Consider the following 18,901-nt stretch of genomic DNA (forward strand, 5'->3'; position numbering starts at 1 on the left):
CTACGCTTTCGCACAGTTAAAACATTTGTTGCTGCCGCTACGCTTTCGCACAGTTAAAACATTTGTTGCTGCCGCTACGCTTTCGCACAGTTAAAACATTTGTTGCTGCCGCTACGCTTTCGCACAGATACAACATTTGCCGCTGCCGCTACGCTTTTGCACAGATAAAACATTTGCCGCTGCCGCTACGCTTTTGCACAGATAAAACATTTGTTGCTGCCGCTACGCTTTCGCACAGATAAAACATTTGTTGCTGCCGCTACGCTTTCGCACAGATAAAACATTTGTTGCTGCCGCTACGCTTTCGCACAGATAAAACATTTGTTGCTGCCGCTACGCTTTTCGCACAGATAAAACATTTGCCGCTGCCGCTACGCTTTCGCGCAGAGCAGAGCTTCCTGGGGGCGTCCGATGAGCCGCTTCGCTTCGCTGCAGGGTCTCGGGCCAACAGATGTCTTATGCGCGAAAGCGTGAGTGCAACGTAGCGGCAGCAGGTTTTGGTTTTGTTAGTGCGAAAGCGCAGCGACAGCAGCAGCAGGATGTTGGTCACGAAGGCGTTATCACAGGATGTGATGCTCTTAGCCTTCGTTCCTCTCGCTGATTCCCAAGGAGTCGCCCAGTCTCCACTCTCCACTCCAATCAACTGATATCAATTTCGCCTTGGCATAGTTTAACAAATATCATCCCTAACTATGGTAATAAGTTAATTCTTAAGAGTTTATGAATATTGATGAAGATGTCATAAGAAATGGAACAAAGTGTAATTAAAAACGTATAATTATGTAGCCAACAATTTACATAAAAAGGGGTTGAGTTTTTGAAGAAAACAAATATAACGGTACTCATACTACTATTCATGTTTGTTATTAGTCTTATTCTTCCTGTGGAGCAGGCAAGTGCTACTGCAACTGCTACGTTAGAGGTACAGGCTAAAGTAGGGATTGCGGGTAAGGCTAAATACCAATCAGTTGTGCCGCTTCAAGTAACAGTAAAAAATATTGGTGCAGATTTTTCTGGAGATATGGTCATCAATGCTTCGGGCAACTATCAAGCTGCAACAGCAAAAGTACTTCCGATAGATATAGCGGCAGGAGAAGAAAAAACATTTGATATTTATCTAGATGGTATTGATAACTATAATTACTCGAATTCAGATGTGTTTGCATTTTTTGAAGGGGGCATAGAAAAGGGAAAAAAGGTTGCTTATAAAGGAACAAAGCAGCTACAAAGTAATCTTTTAGATCCTTCAGCCGTTTTTATTTATACATTAACGGATAATAGTGATCGTTTATCAGCATTTTTGCGCCTTTCTCAAGTAGCTCCTCAGAATAATGTTGAAGTGTTCAATTTAAAGCAAATGAAGGATTACACATTACCAGAGGATACAGAAGGGTTTGCAATGGCGAATGTTATCGTCATCGATGAAATTGCTAGTGCTGATTTATCCCAAAAGCAACAAGAGTCTTTACTAAAATGGGTACAGAACGGTGGAACATTATTAATAGGAGCTGCTGATCAAGTAAATGCAACAGCAGCTATTTTTAAGGATTATTTACCACTAACTTTATCACAAAAAATGACATCCGTTTCTGCAGAGAGCCTATCGAAATTATCAGGCGGAGGGGCTTTTACACAGTCTATTTCTATTTATGAAGCCACTGGAAATCAAGGAAGTATTCCTGTTTTAGCAGAAAACAATAAGATTTTAGCGTCTAAGAAAAAAGTGGGCAGTGGAGAAATTATTCAAACGACGTTTTCTTTAGGGGACCAACCACTTGCGTCTATGGATGGTTACCCATCATTAGTGGCGAAATTGATAAATATTCAAAAGATGTCACAACAAATGGTTCATGGACAGTCGTCGCTGGAGCAAATTTCAAATGAACTGAGTAATATAAATGAATTATTCCCTTCGTTTGAAGTATCTGTTAGCTATATGCTCATTGTTATTATTTTATATATTTTAATTATCGGACCTATTTTATATTTCATTTTAAAGAAAATAGACAAACGTGAGCATGCATGGTGGATCATTCCCGCGATATCCATTGTGTTATCTATTGCTTTATTTATTTTTGGTGCAAAAGATCGAATTGGGCAACCGCAAATTCAACAATCTGCATTTTATAAAGTAAATGAAGATAGTAGTTTAAATGGTTATTACGTAGAGTCCATTTTAACAAATCGTAGTGGTGATTTTGTTGTGAATACAGATAAGAATACAAGTGCGTTCGCGCTACGAAATTCTAATAATTTTGCAGGGACAATAGAGGATTTACATGAAATATCCTATATTAAGGAAAATGCCAATGGTTCAACGCTGACACTACGTGATTTAAGATATTGGTCTATTCAGTCTTTTGCAGGGAAAACAGCGGCACAAAATATTGGCAAAATGGATATCGATATTACGTTGAAAAATGAAAAGCTGACTGGGACTATTAAGAATAATTTCCCGTTTGCCTTAAAGGACGTTACGTTAATCTCCGGCATTAAAGAAATTAAACTTGGCGACATTGCAGCGAACGGTACTCTTAAAGTCGATAAGGAGCTAAAAGCAACAGTTCTTCAAAAACCATCTGATTTTACAAATTACAATTACAGTAATTATCCAACGAAGAAGGAAGAAGTGAATCCTGCACGTATTGAGTCAATGAAAACTATGGCATTACCACTTGTAGAAAAAGAGAAAAAGCCTGTCATTACAGCATGGACCGATCAAGCTATAGCTGGGGTTGAATTGGAAACAGGTGCCGATATGTCTCCGCTTACTTATTTGGTTCAGCCATTTGATGGCAAAATAGAGCTATCGGGACCATTTACGATGAAGCGTAATAACTTTACGTACTCAGTAAACCCACTATCTCCTAATTCGAGTTATGACAAAATTGATGAGCAGTTAAATAGTTGGTATTTGTCTAATGGTTCATATGAAGTATCCATCGCGATGCCAGATCATTTTATGAATTCAGTTCAAACATTAAACGAATTGACGATTTCGAATAAGGATAGTAATCGTATGCAGCTATCGATTTGGAATAACGAGAAGAAAACTTATGAGCCGTTGGTAGATACGAAGCAGGTGTTTACAGATAACATAAAAAAATATTTCAATAATAATGATGAATTGTTGATTGAGGTTAAGTTCGGACCGGATCAAACGGGCGAGCAAACGAAATTACCAGATGTAGAGCTGAAGGGAGTGGCGAAATAATGATTGAAATTCGTGATTTGACGAAAAGATATGGCTCCTTTACGGCACTAGATCATTTGAATCTATCTTTGAAGGAAGGGGTTGTCTTTGGTTTTGTAGGTGCCAATGGGGCAGGTAAATCGACTACATTTTCGATTTTAGCAACGTTGCTGTCTCCAACTTCAGGTGATGCCGTTATTGACGGAAAGAGCGTTATTAAGGAACCAAAGGAAGTACGAAAACTAATTGGTTATATGCCAGATTTCTTTGGCGTCTATGATCAACTAAAAGTAGACGAATACTTAGACTTTTACGGTGCCAGCTACGGCATTGGAGCGACGGAACGAAAAGTACTTATTCCACAGCTGCTAGAGCTGGTAAATTTAACAAATAAACGGTATGACTATGTGGATTTACTATCACGGGGGATGAAGCAGCGTCTATGTTTAGCACGTGCTCTTATCCACGATCCTAAAGTATTAATTTTAGATGAACCTGCATCAGGTTTGGATCCACGTGCACGAGTAGAAATGCGTGATATTTTACGGAATTTAAAATCTATGGGAAAGACGATTTTAATCTCCTCACATATTTTGCCTGAGCTTGCAGAAATGTGTGATGAAATTGGTGTGATCGATAATGGTAAGCTTATCGCGCATGGCAATGTAGCCTCCATTCAAGCACAGCTACAGGGGGAGAAGCGTATCGTAGTTAAAGTAACAGACTGTTTAAACGAGGTTCGTACTTTTTTAGAGGAGGATCCACTTATCTCTTCCATAGATGTAATAGAGAATCGCTTAGAGATAGCCTTTAACTACCGTGGAACAGATGCTGATCAGGTAGCACTATTGAAAAAAGCTATACTTGCGAATTTACCTATTTATGCGTTAAGTGAAGAGGAAAAAGATTTAGAGGATGTCTTTATGGCTATTACGAAGGGAGCGGACAATCAATGATGGAACGATTTTATAATCCGGTATTCGTAAAAGAATTGAAGTTGCGCTTCCGTTCTTTTAAAAGCTTTTCAGGTTTAATGTTTTATTTAGCGGTTCTTTGTATTTTTATCGCAGGATTTTTGCTTATAACAACTGGTTTTACAGGCAAAGGTTTCTTCAAACCAGAAACAAGCTTTATGATGTTTGTAGTTTTAACAATATTACAAATGGCTCTTGTTCTTTTCATTACACCAAGTTTAACGGCTGGTGCCATTAGTAGCGAAAGGGAAAAGCAAACATTAAATATTTTACTAACAACGACACAAAGCTCTACACAAATTATCGTTGGAAAATTATTATCCTCGGTAGCATTTTTAGTATTAATGCTAATCGCAGGATTACCATTATATAGTTTAGTATTTTTATTTGGTGGCGTATCGCCGTCTCAATTAATCTCGATATTTTTATTTTATTTATTAACAGTCGTAGCAATTGGTAGTATTGGTGTTATGTTTTCAACGATTACGAAGCGAACAATTGTTGCAATGATTTCTACGTATGGTTCGATCATCTTTTTAGGTGGCATTACAGCGTTTTTCTTCTTTTTAACAGTGGCCTTCCATCAAATGGGGAATAATGCCATAGGTACGACGACTTCTTATATGGCTTATTTTTGGGCTTCTATTAACCCAGGTGCATTAATGCTTACACTTACTTCGTCGTCTATGGGCGATGCATTAGCACAAGTTTCGGGAGTAGAATTACCTGTATGGATTAGTTATTTAATAACCTATTCATTGATTATTGTATTTTGTTTAACCATTGCGATTAAAAAATTACGTGCCAATATGAAAAGCAACCGATAAGGAGGAAATCTTATGGAGCATCGTCAGCAATTAAGAAAATATATTCAACGTGCTAAAACGAGTTTAACGGTGGAAAGAAGCATTCCAATTGCACAGTACGGCTTGTTTTTGGCATTGCTTTCGAGTGCTTCCCTCTTCCTCGTTTCAAGACTCTTTGTTTGGCCGTATTATCGCCAAACAGCTCTTACTACCTTCATCGTTGTCATACTAGCAACTGTGCTATTTATGTGGTGGAAGCGTGTAAAGGAAAAGGCAGCATTGCATACACTGGATGATTATTTTTCTCACAATGAGCTAGTGACAGCCTTATCGTTCGAGGATGATCAGGACCCACTCGTTCAATCTTTACTAACGAAAGCAGTAAAAAACGTTGAAAAGGCGTTTGTAGACTTTAAGGCTCGAAAGAAAAACTTGTTCCGTCCAACAGCGTTGATTGGGTTGTTTGGAACAGCTGTCGTACTAGCAATTCTTTATATGTTCCCAGCAGCTACACAAATTGAAGCAATTGAAGTGGAAAAAGAAAAAGCTGTCATTGAGGATGTTAAGAAGGAAGTTGCTAAATTAGAGAAATCAGCAGAAACAAAAGAAGTGAAAGAGCAATTAAAAGAATTGCAAAATACGTTAAAAGAGGCAGAGACAGCTGAAGAAGCATTACGTGAAGTCGTGAAAAAGCAAAAGGAGCTTGTTTTAAAGGAACAACAATTAAAAGATAAGCAAACGGCTAGTAAGGATGGCGCTTCTGACGAGCATGGTTTATCGAAGGAAGAAATGGAGCAATTGAAAGAGCTTGCCCAAATGCAGCAGGAGCTGACGCAAAATGCCAATGCTACTCAGACAGCTATGAGCAAGCTTGGAAAACCTGCAAGTAATTCCTTACAAAATGCTATTGCGAGTGCCAATAGTGCCAATAACAATCAGCAAAACAATGCTAATTCAAATCAAAATCAACAGTCTTCAGCGAATTCACAGCCAAGTAATCAGCAAGGTCAAACAGGGCAACAGGGGAATTCACAAAACGGTTCTCAACAGGCTAGTGGTCAAGGTCAGGGACAAGGATCGAGTCAAAGCAATCAACAAGGACAAGGACAAGGACAAGGACAAGGACAAGGACAAGGACAAGGACAAGGACAAGGACAAGGACAGGGTAAAGGCAATGGTTCTGGTACAGCTGGTGGTAGCGGTGTAGGCACAGGACAGGGTGGCCGCGATTTATTAACGACACCGAAACGAATTGGTGGTTCTAGTCAGACTTCGGTTGATAGTGGGGCATTAGGTGAAGGATCACATGTTTCAGAGCAACAAGGAAATGGTCCCATTACTAAAGGTTCTATCCGTCCATATGAGGAAGTTATAGGTTCCTATAAAGATAGCTATTTAGAAAGCTCAGAGCGTTTACAATTACCGAAGGATTTACAAAAAGTCGTGCAATCTTATTTCACGTCAATTGAGTCTCAGTAGGAGGAAAAGAAATGGCATTTACAGAGCAACAATATGTTGAAATGAGTAAGCAATTACTACAAGTAAAGGAAGAAATTCATCGCTTTATCGTCGGGCAAGAGGAAGCAATTGATTATACATTATACGCAGTGCTTGCTGATGGGCATGCATTATTAGAGGGCCTACCGGGTTTAGGGAAAACGATGTTAATCCGTACAATTTCTGAAGTGCTAGATTTATCATTTTCGCGAATTCAATTTACACCTGACTTAATGCCAGCGGATATTACAGGAACAAGTATGATTGAACGCACATCTGATGGCAAGCAGCAGTTTACGTTCCAGCAAGGTCCGATTTTTAGCCAAATGGTATTAGCGGATGAGATTAACCGAGCAACACCAAAAACACAAAGTGCATTGCTTGAAGCAATGGGTGAAAAAACGGTAACAATTTTGGGAGATACGAAGAAAATGGCACGACCATTCTTCGTGTTAGCAACACAAAATCCGATTGAGATGGAGGGAACGTACCCTTTACCAGAGGCGCAAATGGACCGTTTCCTATGTAAAATTCTTGTGCCGTACCCTGAGAAAAGTGAGCTAATGGAAATTATGAAGCGGACAACAGGCGCTACGGAAATTGGTTTACAAAAGATCATGAATACGGAAGCTCTTATTGAAGCGCAGCAAATGGTGAAGGAAGTACTTGTTGCTGATGAAATGCTCGAGTTTGCGACGGACCTTGTTGTGGCCACACATCCTGAGAGAGTAGATGCCATTGATGAGGTCAAGCAATATGCCATGTATGGTAGCGGCCCTCGAGGTTTACAAAGTTTAATTAGATTAGCGAAGGCAAGGGCGCTTATGAACGGACGTTTCCACGTTTCTATAGCAGATATTAAATCTGTGGCGAAGCCGGTGTTACGCCATCGTATGCTGTTGAATTATGAAGGGGAGGCTTCGGGTAAAACAGCAGACGATGTGATTGATGTCATTTTAGAAAAAGTGCAGCAAGGTGTTAATAGGTGACACAAAAATTATTATTGCCCGAGGATTGGCTAGCGAAAATCAGTCGCTTCCAAGTAGCGACGGCCTCCAAATTACGTGGGCAACACAAGGGCTCGCACCGTTCGCAACGCTTCGGGGCATCACTCGATTTTTCCGATTTTCGTGAATATCATTTAGGAGATGATGTGCGTCAGGTTGATTGGAATGTCTTTGCGAGAACGGATAAATACTTTATTAAACGTTTTTTAGATGAACAAGAGATGCGCGTTCACATTTTACTAGATACAACTAAATCTATGGGCGATCAAGAAAAATGGACGTTTGCCCGTCAAATTGTCGCCTCACTTGGTTTAATGGTACTCGGTCGCGATGATCGCTTATCATTTTCTTTTGTACAGGATGAGGTAAAGCCACCATTTCGTCGTAAAGGTGCCATGTATCGTCGTGCTTTTTTACAGGTAGTCACAGACATAGAGCAAGCAACTTATACAAATAGCTTCGCACAGGGAGCTTTAAAAGCATTGCCTAAGGATAGTACAGTACTATTTATTGTGACGGACGGACTGGAGCCAATCGAGGAATGGGAGCAACTTTTAAAAAGGCTACCACGTTTTGCGGGGGATGTGCGCATTTTGCAAATAGTTACGCAAGAAGAACTATCACCAGAATATACAGGTGATGTGCGCTTACTCGATCGTGAAACAGGCAGAGATGTAAATGTTACGATGTCTTCTAAAGTTCTAGACACATATTTGGCAAGACGTTTATTACATGAAGAGGAATTTGAGGCAATTTGTCGGCGTTTCGGTGTTCGACAATTACAGCTTAAAGTAGAAGATGGATTACAACATGCAATCTTTCAACAATTATTAAAAGCACATTGGATTAGGTGAGGTGAGCCGTATTGGGCTTTAGTCAAATAATTTTTAGCTGGACGGCCATCATCCCGGTCATTGTCCTTCTATATTATTTCTTTCGAAAAAAATATACCGATCAAACCGTTTCCTCCACACTTTTTTGGTCGGAAATTATGCAAGAAACACGTGTATCACCATACTTAAAACATCTTCAAAAAAATGCACTGCTTTATTTACAATTGCTAGCTCTTCTTTTACTTGTACTGGCATTAATGAATCCTTACGTTAAAAAATCAACGATTGTTGGTGCACAGGCGATTTTCATTGTAGACACGTCTGCAACAATGTTAGCGGGGAAAGGGCAGTCAACATTTGACACACAGAAAAAAGAAATGCTGTCATTGGTGAATGAGCTTGATGGAAGGCCCGTGACACTCATTACAACAGGTAATACGCCAAAAGCTATATTACAGCAAGAAACAAATACAAAAGATATTGAACAAGCTATTCAAGAATTACACGTAACCTATGAAACAGCTCAAATGAATAAGGCTCTCGATGTGGCACAGGCTTTTGTCGGTAATACACCAACATCTATTTATGTCTTTACAGATTCGCTCGATAAAAAGCAATTGCCGATGGAAAAAGATACTGTGAAGTGGATTGTAAAAGGCGCTGCGAAAGATTTAACAAATATTGCAATTACACGTTTTGCTGCTACTACAGATGGACAATCTGCAGTGGCGCTTGTGCAGTTACAAAATGATACGGACCAAGAACAACATGTAACTCTTTCGATAGAAAATGTTACAGGTAAGGAGTTAGTTTCAGAAAGTGTCACATTGCCTTCAAAGGAAGCTGTAACAAAAACTTTTAAAGACTTACCGTTAGAAGATACTATGACGGCCAACATAGATGCTAAGGACGATTACACGGTTGATAATTCACAAACTGTATTGTTACAAACAGCGACTTCAAAAGTAGTTGTTGATCAAAGTATGCATCAACTTATTCAAAAAGGTTTTCAAACGATTAATAGTAGCGTGAAAATTGTTCCATCTTCACAAGTAGCTGACAATAAGGATGCCACTATTGTGACAAATCAGACGGCGCTTCTCGAAAAGATAGACAAGCCAATAGTATTATTTGGACGGGATGACGTAGAGAAAGTTGAAGCTACTGGGGAAATCGGTACAACAAGTCATGCATTGTTTGCATTTAGTGAACTAAAAGACATTTATGTCAGTGCTATATATCCTGGATTCGATGGCTATAAAACAATTGCATCGATTGGAGATCAACCATTTATACAGCGTTCACCAGAAGGAGATATTGTTGTATTAGCAGATATTGCTGATACAGATTGGCCGCTACATCCTTCATTCCCATTATTTTTATGGAGTGCAGAACAGCTGCTATCAGAATCCATTGGTTCACTCGGTATTTTTATACCAAATGAGCAACGAGCAGTTGCTTTAGCACAAGGTGATTGGAGTGTATATTCGCAAGATGATGAGTTTTTATCGTCCGTTACGAGTGGATTATTAACAGCTCCAATGAAGCCAGGAATTTATACAACACGCTCAAATGATGAAGAAAAGCGCTTTATTGTACAGCTTCAAGCACAGGAGCGTGTGATTGAAAAAGGAACAAGCTATACGCTTGGAGAGCTTCAGGACAATGGGAAGAAAGAAATATCGAAAACTTCGTTCGTACCTTGGTTGATTCTTATTATCTTAGTATTACTTGTTGTAGAGTGGGAGGTGCAACGACGTCGTGGATTTACGAATTGATATACCATTAGCATTGTTGCTTTTACTACCATTACTCGTGTATTTTGGATGGACCTATTGGCGTGAGCGACAGCGACTTAAAAAAAGTCATATCGTCGTTCTAGGAATCCGAATAGTAGCAATATGCTGCTTAGTTTTTGCACTAGCTGGTCCCTATATTTTATTACCCGTAAAGGAAGAACAAGTATTATTCTTAGTTGACCGTTCTGCTTCAATGAATGGTACAGATGATGAAATGGTCAATTTTATAGCGGAAAGTTTACAGTCGAAAAAAGATGAACAACTTGCCGGAATTTATTCTTTTTCATCGACATTACAAACGGAAGCTATGTTATCGAACTCTTTAAAGGAAGTACCGAAGTTTACAACTATAAAAGCAACAGATCAAACAAATATCGAACAGAGTCTACAGCTCGCATCAGGTATTGTAGATCCGAAAAAAGCAACGCGACTTGTGCTCTTAACGGATGGCAATGAAACAAAAGGAGATGCCTTAGAATTTGCCTCAAAGTTTAAAGGGGCAAATAGTAGTGTTGATGTAGTATCATTTAACAAACCTGTAGCTAAGGATGTATCTCTGAAAAGCTTTGTAACACCACAAGTTGCTTATGCAGGTGAACAGCAGCAGCTAGTCACTGAAATAAATGCAACTGTAGCAGAACGAGGTGAGCTATTATTATATGAAAACGATCAGCTCATCCATCGTGAGAAAGTGGAGCTTGCAGAAGGTTCAAATATTTTTACGTATAAACATGCAGCAACGGCTGAAGGGCTTGTAAAATATGAAGCACTCGTGCAGGTCGATCAAGATGCGATTTTAGAAAATAATAAATTAACGAGCGTCACGATGGTGCAAAGTGAACCACATTTATTAATTGTTAATGGCTATGAAACACCATCACCAATCGCAGCAGCACTTGGCAATCAATCCATTTCCTATGATGTGGTAGATGCTAAAAGTCTACCAAATGAGCTTTCTAGTTATTTACAATACAATGCAATCATTTTTGATAATGTGCCAGGCCATTTAGTAGGCGAGGCAAAAATGACTGTCATTGAGCAAGCAGTGAAAAATTTTGGTGTCGGTTTTACAATGGTTGGTGGCGAAAATAGCTTTGGCTTAGGCGGTTATTTTAAAACACCAATCGAAACTTTACTACCTGTTGAAATGGAGATTAAAGGTAAGGAGCAATTACCATCATTAGGGCTGGCAATCGTACTTGACCGCTCTGGAAGTATGTCTGGAGCAAAGTTAGAGCTTGCTAAGGAGGCTGCCGCCCGTTCAATTGAAATGCTACGAGATGAGGATACGCTCGGGTTTATTGCCTTTGATGATCGACCTTGGGAAATTATTGAGACAGGGCCACTTGGCAATAAGGAAGAAGCTGTAGATACGATTTTATCTGTAACGCCAGGTGGAGGTACTGAAATATATGGTTCACTTGCTAAAGCTTATGAAAATCTAGCAGATTTAAAGCTGCAGCGTAAGCATATTATTTTATTAACAGATGGACAGTCACAGTCGGGTAACTATGAAGACTTAATTACACAAGGAAAAGAAAATGGCACGACTCTATCAACAGTTGCAATTGGTCAAGATGCAGATGCTAACTTACTTGAAGCACTCAGTGAGATGGGGAGTGGGCGTTTTTACGATGTTATTGATGAACAGACGATTCCCTCTATTTTATCTCGTGAAACTGCTATGATTTCACGCACATATATTGAAGATAACCCATTTTACCCATCTATATTTAATACATCTGGCTGGAATACGCTATTTACAAATGGGGTACCTAAAATGAATGCTTATATAGGTACGACAGCAAAGCAGGGGGCCACTGTTATCGCAGAAAGTGAGAAGGAAGATCCTGTACTTGCAGAATGGCAATATGGCCTTGGCAAAACATATGCCTTTACTTCTGATTCGACAGGAAAATGGACGGGAGACTGGGCAAGATGGCAAAATTGGGGTACATTTTGGCAAACGCTTATTTCAAAAATGCTACCAAGCTATAACGATGTTGCCTACGATGTACGTCTAGAATCAGACGGCTCCTTTGTCATTACTGACCCAACAAATGAAGCGGCATTCTTAGATATTGTTGCTGTCAATGAAGCGGGTGAAGAACTTGAAACACAGCTTGAGGCAATTTCAGCATCACAAGTTCGAGCAGTCGTGCAAGCAGAACCAGGACTCATCTTCTTCCGCATTACCGATGAAGAACAAGCTATTTACCAGGCTGGCTTAAGTGTACCTTATAGTGTTGAATATGAATTACGTCCAGTGAACGATAAGCTAATCAAAGAACTAACAAAGCAAACAGGCGGCTCTGTTTTGAAAGAACCGAGCGAAGTATTCCGTGAATTTACTAAAAAAGGAGCGGAACGCCAAAATATCGCAACATGGCTTTTATTAGCAGGGATGCTACTATTCTTCATTGATATTACCATTAGACGCTTTGGTTGGGGTTTCCTAACAAGACCGAAGAAAAAAGATCAGCGTGTAGAGGAAAAACCAATACAGGCAGAGGACACAAATGTTGCCCAGCTATTAAAGGGCATGAAAAAACGACATTAGCAATTAAAAAACGATGGTTCAACGCTTTATAGCAATGAGCCATCGTTTTTTGTCATTCCAAGGCTATCATCAATTGTTGGATGACATTTACAAAGTAGGTGGTGAAAATAGGGAATATAGAATTCCTGCAAACTATTAGTGCGGTCAGATATACTGTATTTTCTAAAATATTCGGATAAATCGATGAAACATTCCGATAAAGTCTGAAATTGTTCCGATAAAACACAAATTCATTCCGATAAATCACTCATCCCTTCAAAAAGGATTTATGAATTATAAAAGAGTATTAAGGTTAGTTACAAATACAGTTTTACGTAAATTGCTAGCAACAACAATGCCTAATACAGCACCAATAGTACTTGAAGTTAAAAAGGCTGGCATAAAAAATAAAGCAGCTACAGATGTCCCCATTAATAAATGTGCGTAAGGTACGGCAATGAGTGAGGCAATTATACCTGTTCCAAACATTTCACCGATACCTGCGAGCCATTGTTTGCCGCTGTATTTATAGGCAAGAGCTGCACATAAAGCACCAATAACACTGCCGGGTATAGCTAATAATGAGCCTGTGCCTGTTAAAATACGAATAATGGCTGTGATAAAAGCGACCATAACAGTTGGCACTGGTCCAAGAATGATCGCGCCAATTACATTAATGGCATGCTGTACAGGGTAGGCACGCGCAATGCCCGTTGGTATTGAAACGAAGGTAGAACCTGCTACGGCAATTGCTACTAATAAGGCCATGATTGTTAATTTTCGAATTGACATAATTTCCACTCCTATTTAGTATTTTGTGAATCGCTAATTAACCAGAAAAAAAGCCGCTCCCTAAAAGCATTAGGAAGCGGCCTTGCATTTAAAATAGCAAAAAGCAAGTGTCGCCACTTCCCTCCGCTAGTGTGAACTAGATCAGGTTCAAAGGGTCCGTATATGACAATATACGTCTCAGCCTTTTAAAGACTCCCCTAGTGGTAAACATTTAATTGTTAGTTTTTCTCCTAATAATGTAGCACACTACTAAAAATAGTCAATAACTTTTCAGACTAATTTGAATCAGGATGCATAAGGTGTGGTGCTTTTTTCATTGTCCAAATAAGGGCAAGGCAGAAGCAAGCCATTAAAATAATAGACCCGAAAATATAAGGACTGTTCATATTCCAATCGAATAACATACCTGCTAAAGCTGGACCAATCATATTACCAAGACTCATATACGCATTATTCAGACCAGCTGCATAGCCTTGTTCATTTTCAGCAAGCTTTGAAATCAGTGTGTTGACAGCTGGGCGAATCAATGTCGTAGCTGTAGAGAAGATTGTCGCTACAATTAAAATAAGTGCAAACCCGGATGCGAATAATATTAAGAAAATCGAAACGGCTGCAATAAATAAATTGACTAACACTACTTTCATTTCGCCGAAGCGATTAAACAGCGGTGTAATAACAAACATCTGTACAACAACACCAAAAGCGCCGCCCATTACTAATATAATGGCGATATCAGTAGGTGTGTAATTAAACTTTTCTGTAACAAATAATGATAATGTTGTTTGGAAGTTAGCAATTCCGAAAGAGAATACAAGCATGATAATTAGCATGACAAAATAAGGCATTTGGACTGAACGGGCCATCTGCTTTACAAGATTATCCTGCTTCTGCGCCTTTTTCGCTGTGTTCGGTTTTGTAGCAGGTAATAAAAAGAACGATAAAATAGCTGCTAAGATAGCTGCAAATCCAGCAGTATAAAATGGAAAGTGTAAACTAACTTTTGAGAGGAATCCACCGATACCTGGTCCGATCATAAAACCAAAGGACATTGCTGCCCCTATCATCCCCATACCTTTTCCGCGTTCCTCGTACGTTGTGACGTCAGCCACAAATGCCATTATAGGAGGTGCGACAAATGCAGATCCAAGGCCACCTAAAAAGCGTGCCAAGAAGAGCATCCACACATCTGTAGATAGCCCGAAACCAATTTGTGCAAGGCCTGTAACTATAAGACCGAAAATAATGAGATTTTTACGACCGTATTGATCGGAAAGATTCCCAGCAATTGGAGAAAAAACAAATTGTGCTAAGGCGAACGTTGCAATCAACATGCCAAGTACTTGTCCTGCAGCACCAAATAGTTGTAAATACTCAGGCATGACAGGAATAATAATTCCGATACTCCCCATTGCGATAAACATATTAAACATTAAAATATATAAAGCCGCCTTATTAGACTTCTGCTGGGTCATCGAATACCCCTTTCTTTATTCAAATATATTACAGTCTACCACAAGGCTTGTACGTTTACTATTGACTATAAGTCTGAAATAAGAGACTTATTTATGGGGATTCTAATTATTAAAACAAGTCCCTGCACCAGTCTTTCCTTGGGATTCGCTTCCAGATAAACAAAAAAGCTATTCTCAACGTAATGTGAGAACAGCTTAGGTTTATCGAATACTCATTTTAAATTCTAAAAACAGCTCATTGTATTTACCCAAATAATCAGGGCCTAAGTTTTTATAAACTTCTAATGTTTTACGTTGTTCTTCAGAAGGATAGAATCGCTTATCAGATACAACTTCCTTATCCATTAACTTCATCGCTGCAATATTAGGGGAAGAGTAGCCTACATAATCAGCGTTTTTAGCACCTGATTCAGCTTTTAGAATGAAATTAATGAAGGCATGTGCACCATCTAGATTTTTTGATGTTTTTGGGATGACCATATTGTCAAACCATAAGTTTGAGCCTTCCTTCGGTACAGCAAAGTCTAAATCTTCATTTTCTGACAACATGTCAGCTGCTTGACCAGACCAAGTGAGTGCCACGGCCGCTTCTTTATTAACCATCAGCGGTGTAATTTCATCCCCGATAATGGCTTTTACATTTGGTGCTAATGTGATTAGTTTATCCGTAGCCGTACGTAGCTCCTCGTTATTTAAAGAGTTGAGCGAGTAGCCAAGGCTGTTTAAGCCCATACCAATCACTTCACGTGCACCGTCTACTAAAAAGACTTTACGCTTTAATGAAGGATCCCATAAGTCCTCCCAAGAAGAGAAGTCAAGATTTCCAACGAGCTTTGGATTATAGACAACGCCGACTGTTCCCCAGAAATATGGAACAGAATATTTATTGTCGTCATCAAATGGTAAATCTAAAAAATACGGATCGATATTTTTAAAATTAGGGATTTTCGTTTTATCTAAAGGAACAAGTAAGTTTTCTTCCTTCATTTTTTCAATCATATATTCAGAAGGTACTGCAATATCGTAAGCTGTACCACCTTGTTGAATTTTTGTCATCATAGCTTCATTTGAATCAAACGTCTCATAGATAACATGAATGCCTGTTTCTTTTTCAAATTGTTTCAGCAAATCAGGGTCAATATATTCTCCCCAGTTAAAGATTGTTAACGTATCTTTACCACTTTTCCCACCGCCCGCACTTAGGGCGTCAGCAGCATAGAATAAAAGGGCGGAAACGACAAGTATTGCGATTGTTGCTTGAATTAATTGCTTCATTGAGTTCCCCCCGTTCTTTTATTAGCGCGGCTTGTGATGAAGTAATAGCCAACTACGACTATAACCGTTACAAAGAATACTAAACCAGAAATGGCATTAACCGTTAAGGAAATACCGGCACGTGCCATCGAATAAATTTCAACAGATAATGTACTGAAACCGTTACCTGTTACGAAAAATGTTACCGCAAAGTCATCTAGAGAATACGTTAAGGCAAGGAAGAACCCTGCAAAAATACCAGGTTTAATATACGGTAAAATAACACGCATCATAACATCTTTTTTCGTTGCTCCTAAATCTAATGCAGCGTCGATTAATGATTTATTCATTTCTAATAGTTTTGGTAAAACCATCAGTACAACGATTGGAACACTGAACGCTACATGTGCTAATAAGACAGAAGCAAAGCCTAACTTAATACCAATCATTGTGAATAAAATTAAAAAGCTTGCACCAATAATGACATCCGGGCTAACAATTAACACATTGTTTAAAGAAAGTAGTGTATTGCGCATTTTTGAATCTTTAACAGTAACAATACCAATAGCTCCTAGTGTTCCGATGATTGTAGAAATCAATGCAGAGAGTAATGCCACGATGACTGTATTAATTAGAATGACGAGTAGGCGTGAATCCTCAAAAACAGCTTTATAATGTTCTAACGTAAAGGACTCAAAACTATTCATCGTTCCACCACTATTGAACGAATAGAAAATTAAATAGAAGATAGGTGCATACAAAACGATAAAAACAATCGCTAAATATACTCTTGCTGAAGCAGATAGTTTTTTCATCGTACGCGACCTCCTTTATCCTTTTTCTGTCCCGTAATTAACATAATAATGACCATAAATAAAATTAAGAAAACAGCAATTGTTGAACCCATTCCCCAGTTTTGAGTGACAAGGAATTGTTGTTCAATAGCTGTACCCAGTGTAATAACACGGTTTCCTGCAATTAAACGAGTAATCATGAAGAGTGATAATGCTGGAATAAATACAACTTGAATACCTGATTTAACACCGTCCATTGTTAACGGCAAAATAACGCGACGGAACGTAGTAAAGGCAGATGCCCCTAAATCACGTGCTGCATAAATAAGTGCCGGATTTAAACGATCCAATGAGTTGAAAATCGGTAAAATCATAAATGGAATAAAAATATAAACGGATACGAACACAAAGCTAATATCAGTGAATAGCATTTGCTTCGGATCAAAACCGAATACTTCGATAAATGCATTTAATGGGCCGTACAAGCCGAAAATCCCGATAAAGGCATATGTTTTTAACAATAGATTAATCCAAGAAGGAATAATAATTAGTAAAAGCCAAAGCTGCTTATATTTTGTTTTTGTTAAAAAATAGGCTGTTGGATATGAAACAAGTAACGTAAAGAATGTAATTAAAAACGCATACCAGAATGAACTTAATGTCATTTTTAAATAGACAGAAGTAAAGAATGCTTTATAATTATCGAGCGTAAAATTGCCATGTATATCTAGTAGGGAATAGTAAACAACGAGTGCAATCGGCGCGATAACGAAAAGTGCAATCCATAAAACATAAGGAAATAAGGCTGATTTCGAAGTCTTAGTTTGCATCTTCGTCGTCCCCATACGCCTCTAAACGTTTATCGAATTCTTCTTCTGTTTCATTTAAGCGCATTACATGAATTGCTTCTGGGTCAAAGTCTAAACCAATTTCTGTCCCTACCTCAGCTTTTTTCAATGAATGCACAAGCCATTCATTGCCATCTTTGTCGTACGTAGATAATTCATAATGTACCCCGCGGAACAATTGAGTATCGACTTTAACGACAAGTTTTCCTTTATCGATTGTTGTCATTTCTAAATCCTCTGGGCGAATGACAATATCAATTTTTTCGTTTGGCTTCATACCTTGGTCGACACATTCAAAAACTTTACTAGCAAATTCTACTTTGAAATCTTCGATCATTACGCCAGGAACAATATTTGATTCACCAATAAAATCAGCAACGAAGCGGTTAATTGGCTCATCATAAATATCTACTGGTGTACCAGATTGTTGAATTTCACCTTCGCTTAAAACAAAGATTTCATCACTCATGGCAAGTGCTTCTTCTTGATCGTGTGTGACAAATACAAATGTTTTCCCAAGTCGTTGTTGTAACTCACGTAATTCATACTGCATTTCTGTACGTAGCTTTAAATCTAACGCTGACAGAGGCTCATCAAGTAAAATTACTTCAGGATCGTTCACAATCGCACGAGCAATTGCTACACGTTGACGTTGACCACCAGACATTTCAGAAATTTCACGGTTACCATAGCCTGCTAAGTTAACGAATTTTAATGCTTCTGCAACACGGTTTTTAATTTCACTTTCAGGAAGCTTTTTTATACGAAGCCCAAATGCGACGTTTTCAAAGACATTTAAATGAGGAAATAACGCATAATCCTGAAAAACTGTATTTACTTGGCGTTCATTGGCTGGTACTGAGTTGATTTTTTTATCATGAAAATAGATATTTCCTGTTGTCGGTTCTGTGAATCCAGCGATCATACGTAAAATAGTTGTTTTACCACAACCGGACGGACCTAGTAGCGTATAGAATTTTCCCTTTTCTAGCTCCAGGTTAATGTTTTTTAAGACGACCGTGCCGTCATTATAAGACTTTGAAACGTTTTCAAAGCGGATAATCGAATTCGTTGTCATAGATGCGCCTCCTTA

General features: G+C 38.7%; 15 protein-coding genes and 1 riboswitch. Of the genes, 9 read left to right on the forward strand and 6 right to left on the reverse strand.

Annotation, left to right across the window (positions count from 1 at the left end; genetic code table 11):
- Positions 1-451: 451 nt before the first annotated feature.
- From ACVYAD_RS00005 to ACVYAD_RS00045, 9 genes are all read left to right on the forward strand, one after another.
- Complete coding sequence (locus tag ACVYAD_RS00005) at positions 452-601, forward strand: hypothetical protein (RefSeq protein WP_476423823.1); 150 nt, start codon at positions 452-454, stop codon at positions 599-601.
- A gap of 216 nt (positions 602-817) precedes the next feature.
- Positions 818-3,214, forward strand: a complete 2,397-nt coding sequence (locus ACVYAD_RS00010; RefSeq protein ID WP_476423825.1) for a hypothetical protein — start codon at positions 818-820, stop codon at positions 3,212-3,214.
- The gene (locus ACVYAD_RS00015; RefSeq protein ID WP_386826947.1) at positions 3,214-4,149 is read left to right on the forward strand and encodes an ABC transporter ATP-binding protein; all 936 of its coding nucleotides are present in this window, start codon (positions 3,214-3,216) and stop codon (positions 4,147-4,149) included. The genes ACVYAD_RS00010 and ACVYAD_RS00015 overlap by 1 nt, the downstream gene beginning before the upstream one ends.
- Entirely contained in the window at positions 4,146-4,994 is an 849-nt protein-coding gene (locus ACVYAD_RS00020; protein ID WP_476423827.1) for an ABC transporter permease, read from the forward strand. The genes ACVYAD_RS00015 and ACVYAD_RS00020 overlap by 4 nt, the downstream gene beginning before the upstream one ends.
- A gap of 12 nt (positions 4,995-5,006) precedes the next feature.
- Positions 5,007-6,452, forward strand: a complete 1,446-nt coding sequence (locus ACVYAD_RS00025; protein ID WP_476423829.1) for a hypothetical protein — start codon at positions 5,007-5,009, stop codon at positions 6,450-6,452.
- Positions 6,453-6,463: 11 nt separating this feature from the next.
- Positions 6,464-7,459, forward strand: coding sequence for an AAA family ATPase (locus tag ACVYAD_RS00030; RefSeq protein ID WP_476423831.1), 996 nt, complete (start codon positions 6,464-6,466; stop codon positions 7,457-7,459).
- Positions 7,456-8,331: a DUF58 domain-containing protein gene (locus ACVYAD_RS00035; RefSeq protein ID WP_476423833.1), complete on the forward strand. Its 876-nt coding sequence runs from the start codon at positions 7,456-7,458 to the stop codon at positions 8,329-8,331. Before ACVYAD_RS00030 ends, ACVYAD_RS00035 begins: the two co-directional genes overlap by 4 nt.
- A gap of 11 nt (positions 8,332-8,342) precedes the next feature.
- Complete coding sequence (locus ACVYAD_RS00040) at positions 8,343-10,088, forward strand: vWA domain-containing protein (protein WP_476423835.1); 1,746 nt, start codon at positions 8,343-8,345, stop codon at positions 10,086-10,088.
- Positions 10,072-12,669 carry a VWA domain-containing protein gene (locus ACVYAD_RS00045; RefSeq protein WP_476423837.1) on the forward strand — a complete coding sequence of 866 codons (2,598 nt, stop codon included), beginning with the start codon at positions 10,072-10,074 and terminating at the stop codon, positions 12,667-12,669. Before ACVYAD_RS00040 ends, ACVYAD_RS00045 begins: the two co-directional genes overlap by 17 nt.
- A gap of 273 nt (positions 12,670-12,942) precedes the next feature.
- On the opposite strand, the gene thiW is transcribed toward ACVYAD_RS00045, so the two are convergent.
- From thiW to ACVYAD_RS00075, 6 genes are all read right to left on the reverse strand, one after another.
- Positions 12,943-13,440, reverse strand: a complete 498-nt coding sequence (gene thiW / locus ACVYAD_RS00050) for an energy coupling factor transporter S component ThiW (protein WP_476423838.1) — start codon at positions 13,438-13,440, stop codon at positions 12,943-12,945.
- A 101-nt stretch (positions 13,441-13,541) separates the two neighbouring features.
- A riboswitch (TPP riboswitch) is annotated at positions 13,542-13,649 on the reverse strand.
- Positions 13,650-13,715: 66 nt separating this feature from the next.
- Entirely contained in the window at positions 13,716-14,912 is a 1,197-nt protein-coding gene (locus ACVYAD_RS00055; protein WP_476423840.1) for an MFS transporter, read from the reverse strand.
- A gap of 201 nt (positions 14,913-15,113) precedes the next feature.
- Positions 15,114-16,187, reverse strand: a complete 1,074-nt coding sequence (locus tag ACVYAD_RS00060; protein WP_476423842.1) for an ABC transporter substrate-binding protein — start codon at positions 16,185-16,187, stop codon at positions 15,114-15,116.
- Positions 16,184-16,981, reverse strand: coding sequence for an ABC transporter permease (locus ACVYAD_RS00065; protein ID WP_197142184.1), 798 nt, complete (start codon positions 16,979-16,981; stop codon positions 16,184-16,186). The genes ACVYAD_RS00060 and ACVYAD_RS00065 overlap by 4 nt, the downstream gene beginning before the upstream one ends.
- Positions 16,978-17,790: an ABC transporter permease gene (locus tag ACVYAD_RS00070; RefSeq protein ID WP_197142169.1), complete on the reverse strand. Its 813-nt coding sequence runs from the start codon at positions 17,788-17,790 to the stop codon at positions 16,978-16,980. Before ACVYAD_RS00070 ends, ACVYAD_RS00065 begins: the two co-directional genes overlap by 4 nt.
- The gene (locus ACVYAD_RS00075) at positions 17,780-18,886 is read right to left on the reverse strand and encodes an ABC transporter ATP-binding protein (RefSeq protein WP_349658997.1); all 1,107 of its coding nucleotides are present in this window, start codon (positions 18,884-18,886) and stop codon (positions 17,780-17,782) included. Before ACVYAD_RS00075 ends, ACVYAD_RS00070 begins: the two co-directional genes overlap by 11 nt.
- Positions 18,887-18,901 lie beyond the last annotated feature (15 nt).

It is taken from the genome of Lysinibacillus sp. G1-3 (genome assembly GCF_056322905.1).